At 58.8% G+C, this 12730-nt stretch carries 13 protein-coding genes; 3 read left to right on the top strand and 10 right to left on the bottom strand.

The window, feature by feature from the left end; translation table 11 throughout:
• Positions 1-100: 100 nt before the first annotated feature.
• From AC1DIG_RS17895 to AC1DIG_RS17905, 3 genes are read right to left on the bottom strand one after another with little or no spacing between them, the layout of a single operon-like run.
• Positions 101-811, bottom strand: a complete 711-nt coding sequence (locus AC1DIG_RS17895; RefSeq protein ID WP_054593373.1) for an ABC transporter permease — start codon at positions 809-811, stop codon at positions 101-103.
• Positions 808-1536, bottom strand: a complete 729-nt coding sequence (locus AC1DIG_RS17900; RefSeq protein WP_054593374.1) for an ABC transporter permease — start codon at positions 1534-1536, stop codon at positions 808-810. The genes AC1DIG_RS17895 and AC1DIG_RS17900 overlap by 4 nt, the downstream gene beginning before the upstream one ends.
• A gap of 57 nt (positions 1537-1593) precedes the next feature.
• Positions 1594-2373, bottom strand: a complete 780-nt coding sequence (locus AC1DIG_RS17905; RefSeq protein WP_054593375.1) for a transporter substrate-binding domain-containing protein — start codon at positions 2371-2373, stop codon at positions 1594-1596.
• Between the two features lie 942 nt (positions 2374-3315).
• On the opposite strand from AC1DIG_RS17905, the gene AC1DIG_RS17910 reads away from it, so the two are divergent.
• The 3 genes from AC1DIG_RS17910 to AC1DIG_RS17920 are packed head-to-tail and all read left to right on the top strand — an operon-like array spanning position 3316 to position 5553.
• The gene (locus AC1DIG_RS17910) at positions 3316-4554 is read left to right on the top strand and encodes a type II and III secretion system protein family protein (RefSeq protein WP_477768365.1); all 1239 of its coding nucleotides are present in this window, start codon (positions 3316-3318) and stop codon (positions 4552-4554) included.
• Positions 4551-5261 carry a tetratricopeptide repeat protein gene (locus AC1DIG_RS17915; protein ID WP_477768366.1) on the top strand — a complete coding sequence of 237 codons (711 nt, stop codon included), beginning with the start codon at positions 4551-4553 and terminating at the stop codon, positions 5259-5261. The genes AC1DIG_RS17910 and AC1DIG_RS17915 overlap by 4 nt, the downstream gene beginning before the upstream one ends.
• Positions 5262-5280: 19 nt before the next feature.
• On the top strand, positions 5281-5553 hold the full coding sequence (locus tag AC1DIG_RS17920; RefSeq protein WP_103317710.1) for a DUF3613 domain-containing protein: 273 nt from the start codon (positions 5281-5283) through the stop codon (positions 5551-5553).
• A gap of 199 nt (positions 5554-5752) precedes the next feature.
• Here AC1DIG_RS17920 and AC1DIG_RS17925 read toward each other — a convergent pair whose 3' ends face one another.
• Genes AC1DIG_RS17925 through AC1DIG_RS17955 form a run of 7 tightly spaced genes read right to left on the bottom strand, consistent with a single transcriptional unit; the run spans position 5753 to position 12704 of the window.
• Positions 5753-6715, bottom strand: coding sequence for a type II secretion system F family protein (locus tag AC1DIG_RS17925; RefSeq protein ID WP_477768367.1), 963 nt, complete (start codon positions 6713-6715; stop codon positions 5753-5755).
• Between the two features lie 29 nt (positions 6716-6744).
• Positions 6745-7731, bottom strand: a complete 987-nt coding sequence (locus AC1DIG_RS17930) for a type II secretion system F family protein (RefSeq protein ID WP_477768368.1) — start codon at positions 7729-7731, stop codon at positions 6745-6747.
• Entirely contained in the window at positions 7728-9170 is a 1443-nt protein-coding gene (locus AC1DIG_RS17935; protein WP_477768369.1) for a CpaF family protein, read from the bottom strand. Before AC1DIG_RS17935 ends, AC1DIG_RS17930 begins: the two co-directional genes overlap by 4 nt.
• A gap of 3 nt (positions 9171-9173) precedes the next feature.
• Positions 9174-10394: an AAA family ATPase gene (locus tag AC1DIG_RS17940; RefSeq protein ID WP_477768370.1), complete on the bottom strand. Its 1221-nt coding sequence runs from the start codon at positions 10392-10394 to the stop codon at positions 9174-9176.
• Positions 10388-10882, bottom strand: a complete 495-nt coding sequence (locus tag AC1DIG_RS17945) for a TadE/TadG family type IV pilus assembly protein (RefSeq protein WP_477768371.1) — start codon at positions 10880-10882, stop codon at positions 10388-10390. The genes AC1DIG_RS17940 and AC1DIG_RS17945 overlap by 7 nt, the downstream gene beginning before the upstream one ends.
• A complete protein-coding gene (locus tag AC1DIG_RS17950) occupies positions 10882-11361 on the bottom strand; it encodes a TadE/TadG family type IV pilus assembly protein (protein WP_477768372.1) in 480 nt (159 codons plus the stop codon). The genes AC1DIG_RS17945 and AC1DIG_RS17950 overlap by 1 nt, the downstream gene beginning before the upstream one ends.
• Before the next feature lie 8 nt (positions 11362-11369).
• Complete coding sequence (locus AC1DIG_RS17955) at positions 11370-12704, bottom strand: pilus assembly protein TadG-related protein (RefSeq protein ID WP_477768373.1); 1335 nt, start codon at positions 12702-12704, stop codon at positions 11370-11372.
• Between the last annotated feature and the right edge of the window lie 26 nt (positions 12705-12730).

A 12730-nucleotide genomic window follows, 5' to 3' on the forward strand; every position in this document is an offset into this window, starting at 1 on the left:
CGCAAGCATCCTCTAAGGGAAAATGGGTCGCCGCTGCGTAGACGTCGCAAGCGGCGACAAAGCCCGTGGCCTGATGAGCGGCCGTACAGAGCGCTAAGTCCTAGTGAGCCGGGCCCAGAAAAGCCAGCCAGCGACGTTCGGCAATGCGGAACAGTCCGACCAGCGCAAAGGTCACCAACAGGTAGATCAGCGCGGTAATGCCGAACGATTGAAAGGTCAAAAAGGTCGCCGAGTTGGCGTCGCGAGCCACTTTCAAAATGTCCGGTACGGTGGCGGTGAACGCCACGGTGGTCGAGTGCAGCATCAGGATCACTTCGTTGCTGTAGTACGGCAACGAGCGACGCAGGGCCGACGGCATGATCACGTAGGCATAGAGCTTCCAGCCCGTCAGACCGTAGGCTTTCGCCGCTTCGACTTCGCCGTGGTTCATGCTGCGAATCGCCCCGGCGAAAATCTCCGTGGTGTAGGCGCAGGTGTTCAGGGCAAAGGCCAGGATGGTGCAGTTCATCGCATCGCGAAAGAACGCATCGAGCAGCGGTTGCGCGCGGACTGCGGCCAGGCTGTAGATCCCGGTGTAGCAAATCAGCAACTGGATATACAGCGGCGTACCGCGAAACAGGTAGGTGTAGAACTGCACCGGCCAGCGCACATAAAGTTTGTTGGATACCCGGGCAATCGACAGTGGAACCGACACCAGGAAACCGATGAAGATCGAGGCGCTGAGCAGCCACAGGGTCATGGCCAGGCCGGTGATGTGGTAACCGTCGCTATAGAGGAAAGGCTTCCAGTAGTCCTGCAGTAATTCGATCATCGTACAGCCTCCCGGGAACCTGCCGCGTAATGCCGTTCGAGCCAGCGCAGGACATAGTTCGACGCGCTGGTAATCACCAGATAGATCAGCGCTGCCAACACCAGAAAAAAGAACAGTTGATAGGAGCTTTTACCGGCGTCCTGAGCGGCTTTGACCAGGTCCGCCAGGCCGATGATCGACACCAGCGCGGTGGCCTTGAGAATCACCATCCAGTTATTGCCGATGCCCGGCAGGGCGAAGCGCATCATTTGCGGGAACACGACGAAGCGAAAGCGCTGGGCACGGCTCAAGCCATAGGCCGTGGCGGCTTCCATCTGTCCGCGGGGCACTGCGAGGATCGCGCCGCGAAAGGTCTCGGTGAAGTACGCGCCGTAGATGAAGCCCAGGGTGATGATCCCGGCGGCGAACGGATTGATCTCGATGTATTCCCAGCCCAGCGCCTCGGTGAAACTGGTCAGCCAGGTTTGCAGGCTGTAGAAAATCAGCAGCATCAGCACCAGGTCCGGCACCCCGCGAATCAGCGTGGTGTAGAGCTGGGCCGGAATCCGCAACAGTTTGACGCTGGAGAGTTTGGCACTGGCGCCGATCAGGCCGAGCAGAACGCTCAACAACAGCGACAGTATCGATAGCTTGACGGTCATCCAGGAGCCTTCCAGCAACAGAGGGCCGAACCCCTTCAAGCTGAATCCGGAGAGCCCGAGTGTCTGCAAAAGTGCTTCGAACATAATTCAGGAACCTATCGCGATAAAAAAGCGCCCGTCCCGAGGACGGGCACCGGGGCCTTACTTGCCGCTGTAGAGACTCAGGTCACCGAAGTGTTTCTTCTGGATCGAGTCGTAGGTGCCGTCATCGTGGATCGCCTTGATGCCTTTATCGAGAAGGGCCTTGAGTTCGGTGTTGCCTTTGGCGATACCCACCGCTGTTTTAGCGGGCAACAACTCGCTGTCGATCGGCTGGCTGACCTCGTAATCAGCCCCTTGCGGCGACTTCAAAAAGCTCAGCTTGGCTTGCAGCATGTCCTGGATCGTGGCGTCGAGGCGACCGGACATCAAGTCCGCGTAAACCTGGTCCTGGTTGGCGTAGGCCTTGGTTTCTACCCCGGCCTTGTCCAGTACGGCCTTGGCGTAGGCTTCCTGGATGGTGCCTTGCTCGTAGCCGACTTTTTTACCCTTGAGCGAGGCTACGTCAGAAACGCTGGAGCCTTTCTTGTAGACCAGAGCGGTCGGGCCGGAGAACAGCTCGCTGGAGAAATCGATGACTTTCTCACGGGCCGGAGTCACGGTCATGGAAGAGATCACGCCGTCGAACTTGTTGGCTTTCAGGCCTGGAATCGTGCCGTCGAAATCGCTCTCGACCCATTTGCACTTGACCTTCAGCTCGGCGCAGATCGCGTTGCCCAGATCGATATCGAAGCCCACCAGGCTGCCGTCAGCCGCTTTCGACTCGAACGGAGCGTAGGAAGGGTCAACACCAAAACGCAGCTCTTTGTACTCTTTAGCCGTGGCTACGCCTGCGGCCATGCACAGAGTCAAAGCAGAAAGGGTCAGCAATGTTCTTTTCATTATTATCAATTCCTAAAACCACTACGGGCGCTTGTGGCGCATGGGTGCTGTTACGGGAATGCGTGTGACGCTGTGAACCTGAACCGAAACCTCAAGGCAATGCTGCGCGTCACCGTTTGCAGGTGACTCTTACGCACACACATTTACTTGTACATACAAGCATATGCAATCAACCAGCCAACTCGCTGAACGGCAGCTGAAGAAAGCTTTTTAAACAACCGGAAGGCGTCTGGCACGGGGCTTTTGGAGTGTTCAAAAAAAGCTTGAGGGTGGCCGAGCCGCTTTCGTGGATGTTACCGGAGCCACGTTTTTGCGCCGTGTTGGTGCATCCGGTAACAATTTGAAAGGACACATTACGTGTGGAAATACCCCGTCGTGGGGCCAGCTCGCTGGTGAGTGCACCGCTCGCAAAACAGCAACGCACCCACATTTGCACAGAAGTTTTTCTTCTAAACAATGGCGCTTTGCCTCGGTTGAACTACCTTCAAGCAAAGAGCAAATCATACGGTTTTGAGTTGTCCACGTTTTGTTCAGCGATCAGATAGCGAATTGGCAGAAGGAGATACCTCACTATGATCCTGGCTGGCGTATTTCTGCTTTTTGGCCTGATTGCCAGTTGTTTTTTGGGGGAGTCACGTCGGTTAACAGCGCTGTTTATAGCCTCTGTTGCTGTCGAGCCCGTGCGAACCAGACAAGGTTGGCAAAAAACCTCGCGTGTCCCGAACCCAGGTATCTGGATCACTAACGACAGTTTTAGCGCAGGTCGCTCGCAGGTCAGTCAGCCCTGCGTATTGCACCTGCTAGCGCGCAGCACCCAGCAATATTGCCAGGACCACTAATGGTTAGTGGTCTGGTGAAGTGGAGGGCCGGCCCGGGCGCCTTGAAGCGATCCAGGGTAACCAGGTTAGCCCGCAGATGGCCTATTCAGCGAGGATGCACTTAATGAGCTATCGTACCGTGCCCGCTTTCAAACGAATTATCCATGGCCTGTTGTGGATGGGCCTTGGTGTAGATGCGGCTCAGGCCGCGGCAAACAATTGCTCGCAACTGGCCAGTCTGCCCGCCGTGTTCGAGGTCGGCCAAGGGCTTCAGGATGAGTTGCGCATGCCAGTCCCGATCAAGCAACTGGCAGTGGGTGACCCGAAGGTTGCCGACGTGCAAACCAGCAGCAGCAACTCCTTCATCCTCACGGGTGTAGCGCCCGGCGCCACCAGCCTGATGGTCTGGACCGCCTGCTCGCCCACCCCGCGCCAAAGCATGGTGTTCGTCAAAGGCAGGGCCACCGCAGCGCTGACCAGCGTGACGATGCCTTCTGCAGACCCACTGTTGCCGAGCCAGGTGCAGACCGATATTCGCTTCGTCGAAGTCAGCCGCACCAAGTTGAAAGAGGCCAGCACGTCGATCTTCGGCAAGAGCGGTAATTTTCTGTTCGGCTCGCCGGGCACTGTGCCCGGGGTGACGGTGACTCCCGGCCACATAGGTAGCCTGGCGCCAAACGTCCCACTGAATAACGGTACGTTCAATATCGGCTTTGGCGGCGGCAATGTGCTGGGGATGATCAATGCGCTGGAAGGCAGTGGCTTTGCCTACACCCTGGCGCGGCCGAGCCTTGTAGCACTCAGTGGACAAAGTGCGAGCTTCCTGGCCGGTGGTGAAGTGCCGATTCCGGTGCCCAGTTCAGGCAGCGACAACATCTCCATCGAGTACAAGGAGTTCGGTGTCCGCCTGACCCTGACCCCGACCATCATCGACAAAGGACGCATTGCCCTGAAGGTGGCACCCGAGGTCAGCGAGCTGGACTTCACCAAGGCCATACAGATCGCCGGCACGATCGTCCCGGCGTTTACCGTGCGCCGTACCGACACCAGCATTTCCCTGGCCGATGGCGAAAGCTTCGTCATCAGCGGCCTGATCAGCACCAGCAACAGCTCCCAGGTGAACAAGTTTCCGGGATTGGGCGATATCCCGATTCTCGGCGCGTTCTTCCGCAATAACTCCATCAACCGTGAAGAGCGCGAACTGTTGATGATCGTTACTCCGCACCTGGTTCAACCGCTGGCGGTCAATGCACAACTGCCGTCATTGCCGGGCGAACAACTGCGCAATTACGACCCGAACTTCTACCGCATGTACTTCCTCGACAACGGTGACTTCGACAGCCGCATGGGGCTCTCGCAATGAAAGCGCTCATAGCAATAACCGCGTCGGTGATGCTCGCAGGCTGTGCCACAAATGGCCTGTCTTCTCGACCGAGTAGCTGCTCGGCTCCTGGTTCGGATCAGCAGTTGTCGCTGAACCTGGCCGACGATATGACCAACGATGGCCGTTTGTATGCCAGCCTGGCGAATCTGGAAGGGCTGTCTGATGACCTGCCGCAGGTTCGCCTGCGCAAGGCCCGAGTACTGCGCCTGCTGGGCCGTAACGAGGCCGAACCGTTGTACAAGAGCCTGCTCGGCACGTGCCTGGCCGCTGAAGGCGAGCATGGTCTGGGTCAGATGGCCGTGGCCAAAAATGATAATGCGGCTGCCGCGGATCACCTTGAGCGTGCAATGAGGATGGCCCCCACCGACGATAAAATCCGTAATGACCTGGGGGTCGTCTACCTCAACCAGCATCGGCCTAATGAAGCACGCTTTCAGTTTATGACCGCCATGGAACTCAAGCCGTCAGATTCGCTGGCGGCACTCAATCTGGTGACACTGCTGATCTATCAGGATAACTGGAAGCAGGCTGCCGAACTCGCAAACCGCGCCAGCCTGAGCTCCAAGCAAGTCTCGGATGCCCAAGCTCGCGCGGAAAGACTCAAGGCCCCGGCCAAAAAAGTGGTGGCTACCGAGGGTAAAGGCATGACAGAGGTAGTCAATGCCTCAGCCAATGCGATCAAGTAGACAAGACGAGGAGTCGCAAATGAATACCAAGAGGCTGTTGATAGTGTGCATGGCTTGCCTGTCCACGACCGCCTGGGCTATTGAGCCGGGCCCCTCTTCGGTGCCGCAACAAGGCACCGAGCAATGGATGCAGCTACAGATTCGCGGCGTAGTGGCATCCCCTCGACTGCAGAGCGTTTCGGCCACCGAACGTGACCTTTCCATGCAACGCTGGCTGGATAGCTTCACCCACCCGATTCCTGAACATTTTGACCAGAAGGCATCGGGAAGCATGAGCAACGGCGGTAAATAAGACACGTCAGAGGCCGATCAGCCTCTGGCGTAGCCCAGAGATACCTGGCGAGAGCGCCGGGGCCAGTAACGTGCGTGGGTAAAAGTGTAAAGGGATAAAAAAAAGTGGATCAGGCACCGGGCCTGACCCACATAAGACTTGCTCCACCCTGTGCTCCGAAAGGAGCCGCCATTCTGCTCGGCAGCCCCTCCCCCTTATCTCACCCGAATGCTTTGAGTACTCCAAGCATGGCTGGCCCAATGGCGACCAGGAAGAAGCTCGGCCACAGACAGAAGATCAACGGGAATATCAGCTTGGTACCAATTTTCGCCCCCATCTCTTCGGCTGCCTGGGTACGCCGGTCGCGAAACTCATCGGCATAGATGCGCAGGGTATCGGCCACGCTGGTACCGAAGCGGATGCTCTGCCCCAACAGACTGACCAACCCTTGCACGTCTTCCAGCCCGGTGCGCACGGCCAGTTGCTTGAGCGCCTCGGTACTGGTGATGCCGGCACGGATTTGCGCATTGACCAACGCCAGTTCCTCCGCCAGCTCGACCTGACTGACCGCCATCTCTTCAGCCACCCGCTCGATGGTCGTGGGCAAGGCCAGACCCGACTCCACGCAGACCACCATCAGATCCAGGGCATCCGGAAACGCCGCACGCAGCCGGGCCTGACGCAGCTGTTTGCGCTTGCCGACATACATCGCTGGCAGCAGCCAACCGACAGCGGCCGCCATGAGCACCAGCAGCAGGCCCAGGGCCAGAGACAGTCGGGGAATCACCGGCAAAACCAGCAGCGCAACGCCAACCAATATCAGCGGCAACAGCAAGCGCACCGCCCAGTACATCTGCACCGCCGAAGATGAGCGGTACCCCGCGTGCATCAACAGAAGCTGGGTTTCTGAGCTCTGAGCAGTATCCGCCGAGCCAAAACGCTGGCCGACCCGCTCCAGCAACAGTTGCAGATTACCCGGTGCGTCCGGGCCCCCTGCACTCCCGTAATGCCCCCGTTTGATCAGCGCAAGGCGACGCTGCATCGGGTCCTGAAGCCCCAACACCAGCAACGTCACGGTAACGACCGCAAGCACCGTACTCAACCCTATCGCACTGACGAACAACAGGCGCGCCAGCACCTCATTACCCGTCACCCGACTCAACAACCCGAGCAAATAGTCCATGACCTGCACCTCCGCGTAGCGAATACCGCTTAAACCTGAATCCGGATGATTTTGCGGATCCAGACAATCCCGACCAACATCGCGCAGAAAGCCCCGATGATCAGCTTGTGGCCAATCGGATCATTGAGCAGCACAGGCAAGTAGGTGGGGGTTGTGATCAGGATCAACGCCGCCAACACGAAAGGAATGGCCACCAGCACCCAGGCCGACATCCGCCCTTCGGCCGACAGAGTCTTGACCTTGCGCTGAAAGCGGAAGCGCCCCCGAATCAAGCGACTCAAACGCTCGAGCACCTCGGTCAGATTGCCGCCGGTCTCGCGATGGATGAGGATCGACGTCACCAGCATCATCACCGTCATGCTCGGCATACGCTCCAACAGGCCGAGCATGGCGCGACGCACATCATTGCCATAGTTGATATCGGCGAAGGTCAGGCCGAATTCATGCGCCACCGGCCCCTTGTGTTCTTCGGCGACCAGACGCAGGGTTTCATTGAACGGGTGCCCGGCACGCAGGGCCCGGCACATGGCATCCAGCGCATCCGGCAAGCCCTCTTCGAACGCAGCAAAGCGTTTGTTGCGGTCACGGAGGATTTTCAGCAACGGCAACCAGGCCACCGCAAAACCTACTGCCAACGCCATCCACCAGGGTGACGAAAGCAACAACACCAATGCTCCTGCACCACCTCCCATGGCGAGCCCGAGGAATAGCACCCGATAGGCCCGATATTCATGTCCGGACTGCTCGATCAGCTGTGTCAGGTCCGCCATGAACGGCAGTTGCTCAAGCCTGGCCTCCAGTGGCGACAAGCGTGTCAGGTATTTCTGCCTCAATACCGTCTGCATATTGGGCAGATTGTTGGCTTTTTCCATGACATGCAGGCGGCCGCGAATGCGCTTGCGCATCTTGCCCGCCTCGCCGAACACCGGCACCACCACGCCCTGGGACAGGAGGAAGACGGCGATAAACACCATGCCGAGAAAGATCAGAATGAATTCACCAGGAATATTGTTCATGACTGCCGTGCCTCCATCCATTCAGGCCTGAACAGGTTCAGTGGCAACTCGATGCCACGTTTGGCCAATACGTCGCGAAAGGCCGGAATCATGCCGCTGGGCCGATAATCACCGAGCACTTCACCGTGTTCGCCAATGCCACTGCGCGCAAAAGAGAAAATCTCGGTCATGGTGATGATCTCGCCTTCCATGCCATTGATCTCTTGCACGCTGACCAGACGCCGCTTGCCGTCCTCCTGACGCTCCAGCTGGATCACCACATCAATGGCCGAAGCGATTTGCTGACGCATGGCCTTGATCGGGAACGTGGCACCGGTCATCGACACCATGTTCTCGATTCGCCCCAATGCATCGCGTGCGGTATTGGCGTGGATCGTGGTCAACGAACCGTCGTGACCGGTGTTCATGGCGGTCAGCATGTCCAGCGCCTCGGCGCCACGGACTTCGCCGATCACAATGCGGTCCGGGCGCATCCGCAGACTGTTGCGCACCAATTCGCGCTGGCTCACCTCGCCACGCCCCTCGATGTTCGAAGGACGGGTTTCCAGGCGCACCACGTGAGGCTGCTGCAGTTGCAGTTCGGCCGAGTCTTCGATGGTGACAATCCGTTCATTTTGCGGAATGAAACTGGACAGCACATTGAGCATGGTGGTCTTGCCGCTGCCGGTACCGCCGGAGATCAATACGTTCAAGCGTCCACGAACAATCGCCTTGAGCAGCAGGGCAATACCCGGGGTCAAGGTTCCCACCTGAATCAGGCTGTCGGTGTTGAGCAGGTCCACGGCAAAGCGGCGGATCGACACGCTCGGCCCGTCGATGGCCAGCGGCGGAATGATCGCGTTGACCCGCGAACCGTCCTTGAGCCGGGCGTCCACCAACGGCGAGGACTCGTCGATGCGCCGCCCGAGACTGGAAACGATGCGGTCGATGATATTCAGCAAATGCTGATCGTCGCGAAAACGCACATCGGTCCTTTGCAGCTTGCCGAAACGTTCGACATACACCGAGGCAAAGCCGTTGACCAGAATGTCAGACACGCTTTGATCCGCCAGTAACGGCTCCAGTGGACCAAGACCCAGCACCTCATCGGTGATCTGCTTGATGATCAACTGGCGGCTGACCGAACTCACGGGGGCCGAGTGCTCATCCAGCAAGCGCAGGCAAATATCGCGAATCTGCCGCGTGGCCTCGGCCGGCTCAAGTGAGTCGAGCAAGGACAGGTCCATGACTTTAAGCAATTGCTGATAGATCTTTTCCCGCCACTCGGCCTCCACCGGGGTGACCTGGCTGCGGGTCTCGTAAATAACGTCCGGAACCGAACGTTCCCACGCCATCAATTCCTCTGCCGGGTCCTGCAGGTCATCGCCCGGCTGACCAGACAACGATGCGGCGGGTTTGCCGGACTGTTTGCGCAAGCGGTTACGAAAGTCGCTGATCATGGGTTATCCCCCGAAAAAACGGTTGAAGGCGCGTTTGAACAAGCCTTTGTTCCCGGTCATCTGGTTACCGACCAACGCCTCGGACATCTCCCGTACAGCGACGGAGATCGGAGCCCGCGGCGCTTGCACTCCCAACGGCACACCAGAGTTCTGACTCTGGCTGACCAGGTTGAAGTCGTTGGGTAATTTCAACAGATTCGCGCAGCGCAGCGCCTCGCCGATATCCTTGAGGCTGATGGCTGCCGACTTGTCATAGCGGTTGACCACTACCTGCAATTGATCCCCGCGCACGCCCAGGTCTTCGCGAAGAATCCGCGTCAGCGAGCTGGCATCGCGCAGATGGCTGACACTTTGCTGTACCACGACGTACACCCGATCCGCCTGCTCCAGCACGGAGCCTGTGAGGTGGTCGATTTGCCGCGGCAGGTCGACCACCACCCAGTCATAGCTGGCACGGGCCAACTGCAACAGGGCATCGAGTTGCTCGGGCTGGGCATCCTGCGGCAGGCACAACTCACCGGCCCGGCCACCCAGCACATGCAAGGTCGGGCTGAAGTGGCTGCAAAAACCGCGTAGTGCAACGCTGTCCATGTCTTCGACCTGCTGCAACACCTCCAGATGGCTGTGCGACTGCGCCACATCGAGGTAATGCGTCACGCTGCCAAATTGCAGGTCCATGTCCAAAAGCAGGGTATTGCCGCCCTTGACGCTGAGCTGGTGAGCCAGGTTGCAGGCCAGCAAGGTGCTGCCGGAGCCGCCCTTGGCGCCCATCACGGCAATCAGCTTCCCTTCCGCCCCACTGTTGACCCGGACCTCTGTGACCAGACGACTCAAGGCTGAAACCAGTTCCGTCTCGGCTATCGGTTCCGGCAAGACATCACGGGCGCCGGCCTGCATCGCCAGGCGCATGGCGTCCTGCTCGTTCAACAGGCCGCACACCAAAAGCGGCGGACGTTCATGGGCCGGACGTTGTAACAGTGCCGCCAGCTCCTCGCGCCACAGATGGCTGACACGCACCAACAACAGATCGGGCATCCGCTCCAGACCATAGAGTGGGTCAACATGCCCGTTACTCACCAGGCGCGTGCTCACCTCCAGACTCGGCATGCGCTGGCAAACGCTTTGCAGATCACGCAACGCCGTGGCGTCACGGCTACTGATCAGCAATCGTAGCCCTGGTTTGCCGGTCGTAGTGCTTAGTGGAGTTTCCTTTATATTCAGCATGGAGTGACCTCCCCTGATTCGGAATGATGCCCAAGGGCTTCGCGTGGCAAGGTTGCCCTGATGGTGGGCAACGTGATGGGCACGCCAAACCCGGGGATAAACAGATTGAATACGTAGCCTTGCAGGCTTACCTGGACATAACGGATGGCACGGAACCCCGTGACGTTGACGGTATCGGTCGGATTGGCCACCAGCGCACCGTTCACGTCCAGGTACGTCAGCGTCAGGTTGCCAGTGCCCAAATTGGTGATCAGCTGGCTGGTGCCGGTGTTGCCCGCGGGATTGAAGATCGCCCGCTGCAACACGATCGGATCGCTGATATTGCACACCGCCGCCAGACGCGCACCGCGGCGCGCGGATTCATCGAGGGCATTGACCGTGAAGTACAGGCGGCCCATTTCCAGCACGCCGAATAACAGAATGAACACCAGCAAGCCTACGACGGCGAACTCCACCACATAGACGCCACGCATCTGTTTGCGATTCATCACAGCACCCTCATGACGGTTGTGGCGACCAGTGGAATGCTCAGCGCAATCGTATTGGCAAAGAGCCCGGTAATCGAACCGGTACAAGCACCCGCGCCAATCACCGGGCAGAAGGTATAGGTGATGGTGACCCGTACATGGTCGGTGCCCACGGCGGCGACCGCCACGTTGCCGGTCGTCAACCCCGACACTACCGGCGTCCCGGTGTTGGCAGGCACGCCATAGACCGCCACGTTTTGTGTATTGGTCAGCAGCGTGCCGCTCAGTGAGACAGTACCGAGCGTCGAGTTCCAGGCCTGACTGGCGACGTAACGGCTCGCATCACGGCTGGCCTGCAACAAGGTGTTGTACTGAAAGAGCATGCGGCCAAACTCGCCGAGGGCCAGCAACAGCAGCAGCATCAACGGCAGGACGAGGGTGAATTCCACCATTGCCATTCCGCGCTGCCCCTGCGGTTTTTTGAATGCGTGAAGTCTCATGACGCCTCCTAAGAGTCTGTGCTCGGAGTGCCGCTATTGCTGATATAGGTTTTGTAGAGCTGAATGATCTGCGGGCCGGAATCACCCGAAGGATTGGGGCCAGGCACGTTGTCGCCTTGGCACTCCTTCACGAACTGCCCGTAGATCTCCGAGGTACTCCCCGTGCTACCGGCCGGTTGCACCACGAAATAGCAGCCAAAACCCAGGACCGGAATCGAGGTTGCGCCATTATTCTTCCCGGTACAGTCGCCAATCACGATTTTCAGCATCCGTCGTTCGTAGACCCCGTTGTTCAGGCAACCCGTGCCTGAACCGGCAATACACGCCGCAGAACTCGCCAGCCAGTCGTTGTAGCCAAGCACCGCGTTGCCACCTGCGGTGAGTGTGCCGTTGTTCGAAACGATGGTCTGGCCCTTGTATTGCAGTGTGCCTGAGTTGTTGGTGATCACTGGCGTGCTGTAGCTGACGATCAGGTCTGGCGGATAATCCGTGTTTTTGACCCCTCCACTGTACTGGTTGAAGCGGGTGTTCAAACCTTGGGACACCGGGCCGACGTTATTACCCGGTTTGGTCGTGACATTTTGCCCAACGCTGCGACATACCGAGCCGCCTCCAGCCAGATCATCCCTGACCGTGCTGCCGCCCGAGCCAAAATCGAGCAGTTGAAAATTGCCTGGGCCAATGGCGGACGTAGTGCCAGAGCCCGTTTTCAAATCCTGCAAATCACCAAAGTGATAGCCCCAGAACACACCAGTGCTCGGACTGTATTTGGTCGGGTCACCACAGACCATCAATGGCGCGAGATCGCACGGGCTGGTGGGGCTGGGACCGGCAGTGGCCATCGCCGCCACTGACTTGCCGCCCAGACCGCCACCGCCCACTGTCTGGACGAAGCTCCAGAAAAAACCGGTCAGGCCATAGTTCGGTACCGTTACCCGAACATACGTAGCATTCGCCGGCCCAGGGTAGGAGAACGGTCCGTAAACACTGTTGGCCAGTTCTACCACCGCGAAAGTGCCCGCATTGTTGCCAATGGCCGTGTTCAATTCAGCATTGCCCGTGGCACTGGCATTCAGCGTCAGCGTATTCAGCGCGGCAGTGCGCGTTGTGCTGGCAATGTTGGTACCGCCAGTGACCTGACTCAGGGTTTTGGCGCCGCTCAGGGCCGCGGCGTCCACCGCATTTTGCAGGCGGGTCTTGTTCAGCAGCAGGTGGCCGCCGTCCAGCGCCAATGCCGCCATCATGCCGATCGCGGCCAACGCGATCACCATCATTACGGTCACCGATCCCCGCTGGCGCCTTGGCGTTACCGGAAACGGCCGTTGAATTCGAGAATTCATCATCAAGCCCTCATTTACCGATACGGACC

The organism is Pseudomonas sp. 05N431, assembly GCF_056397005.1.

Bases quoted from the DNA above. Each gene is read 5' to 3' on its own strand.
- AC1DIG_RS17895 (WP_054593373.1), bottom strand. From the start codon at position 811: ATGATCGAATTACTGCAGGACTACTGGAAGCCTTTCCTCTATAGCGAC.
- AC1DIG_RS17900 (WP_054593374.1), bottom strand. From the start codon at position 1,536: ATGTTCGAAGCACTTTTGCAGACACTCGGGCTCTCCGGATTCAGCTTG.
- AC1DIG_RS17905 (WP_054593375.1), bottom strand. From the start codon at position 2,373: ATGAAAAGAACATTGCTGACCCTTTCTGCTTTGACTCTGTGCATGGCC.
- AC1DIG_RS17910 (WP_477768365.1), top strand. From the start codon at position 3,316: ATGAGCTATCGTACCGTGCCCGCTTTCAAACGAATTATCCATGGCCTG.
- AC1DIG_RS17915 (WP_477768366.1), top strand. From the start codon at position 4,551: ATGAAAGCGCTCATAGCAATAACCGCGTCGGTGATGCTCGCAGGCTGT.
- AC1DIG_RS17920 (WP_103317710.1), top strand. From the start codon at position 5,281: ATGAATACCAAGAGGCTGTTGATAGTGTGCATGGCTTGCCTGTCCACG.
- AC1DIG_RS17925 (WP_477768367.1), bottom strand. From the start codon at position 6,715: ATGGACTATTTGCTCGGGTTGTTGAGTCGGGTGACGGGTAATGAGGTG.
- AC1DIG_RS17930 (WP_477768368.1), bottom strand. From the start codon at position 7,731: ATGAACAATATTCCTGGTGAATTCATTCTGATCTTTCTCGGCATGGTG.
- AC1DIG_RS17935 (WP_477768369.1), bottom strand. From the start codon at position 9,170: ATGATCAGCGACTTTCGTAACCGCTTGCGCAAACAGTCCGGCAAACCC.
- AC1DIG_RS17940 (WP_477768370.1), bottom strand. From the start codon at position 10,394: ATGCTGAATATAAAGGAAACTCCACTAAGCACTACGACCGGCAAACCA.
- AC1DIG_RS17945 (WP_477768371.1), bottom strand. From the start codon at position 10,882: ATGAATCGCAAACAGATGCGTGGCGTCTATGTGGTGGAGTTCGCCGTC.
- AC1DIG_RS17950 (WP_477768372.1), bottom strand. From the start codon at position 11,361: ATGAGACTTCACGCATTCAAAAAACCGCAGGGGCAGCGCGGAATGGCA.
- AC1DIG_RS17955 (WP_477768373.1), bottom strand. From the start codon at position 12,704: ATGATGAATTCTCGAATTCAACGGCCGTTTCCGGTAACGCCAAGGCGC.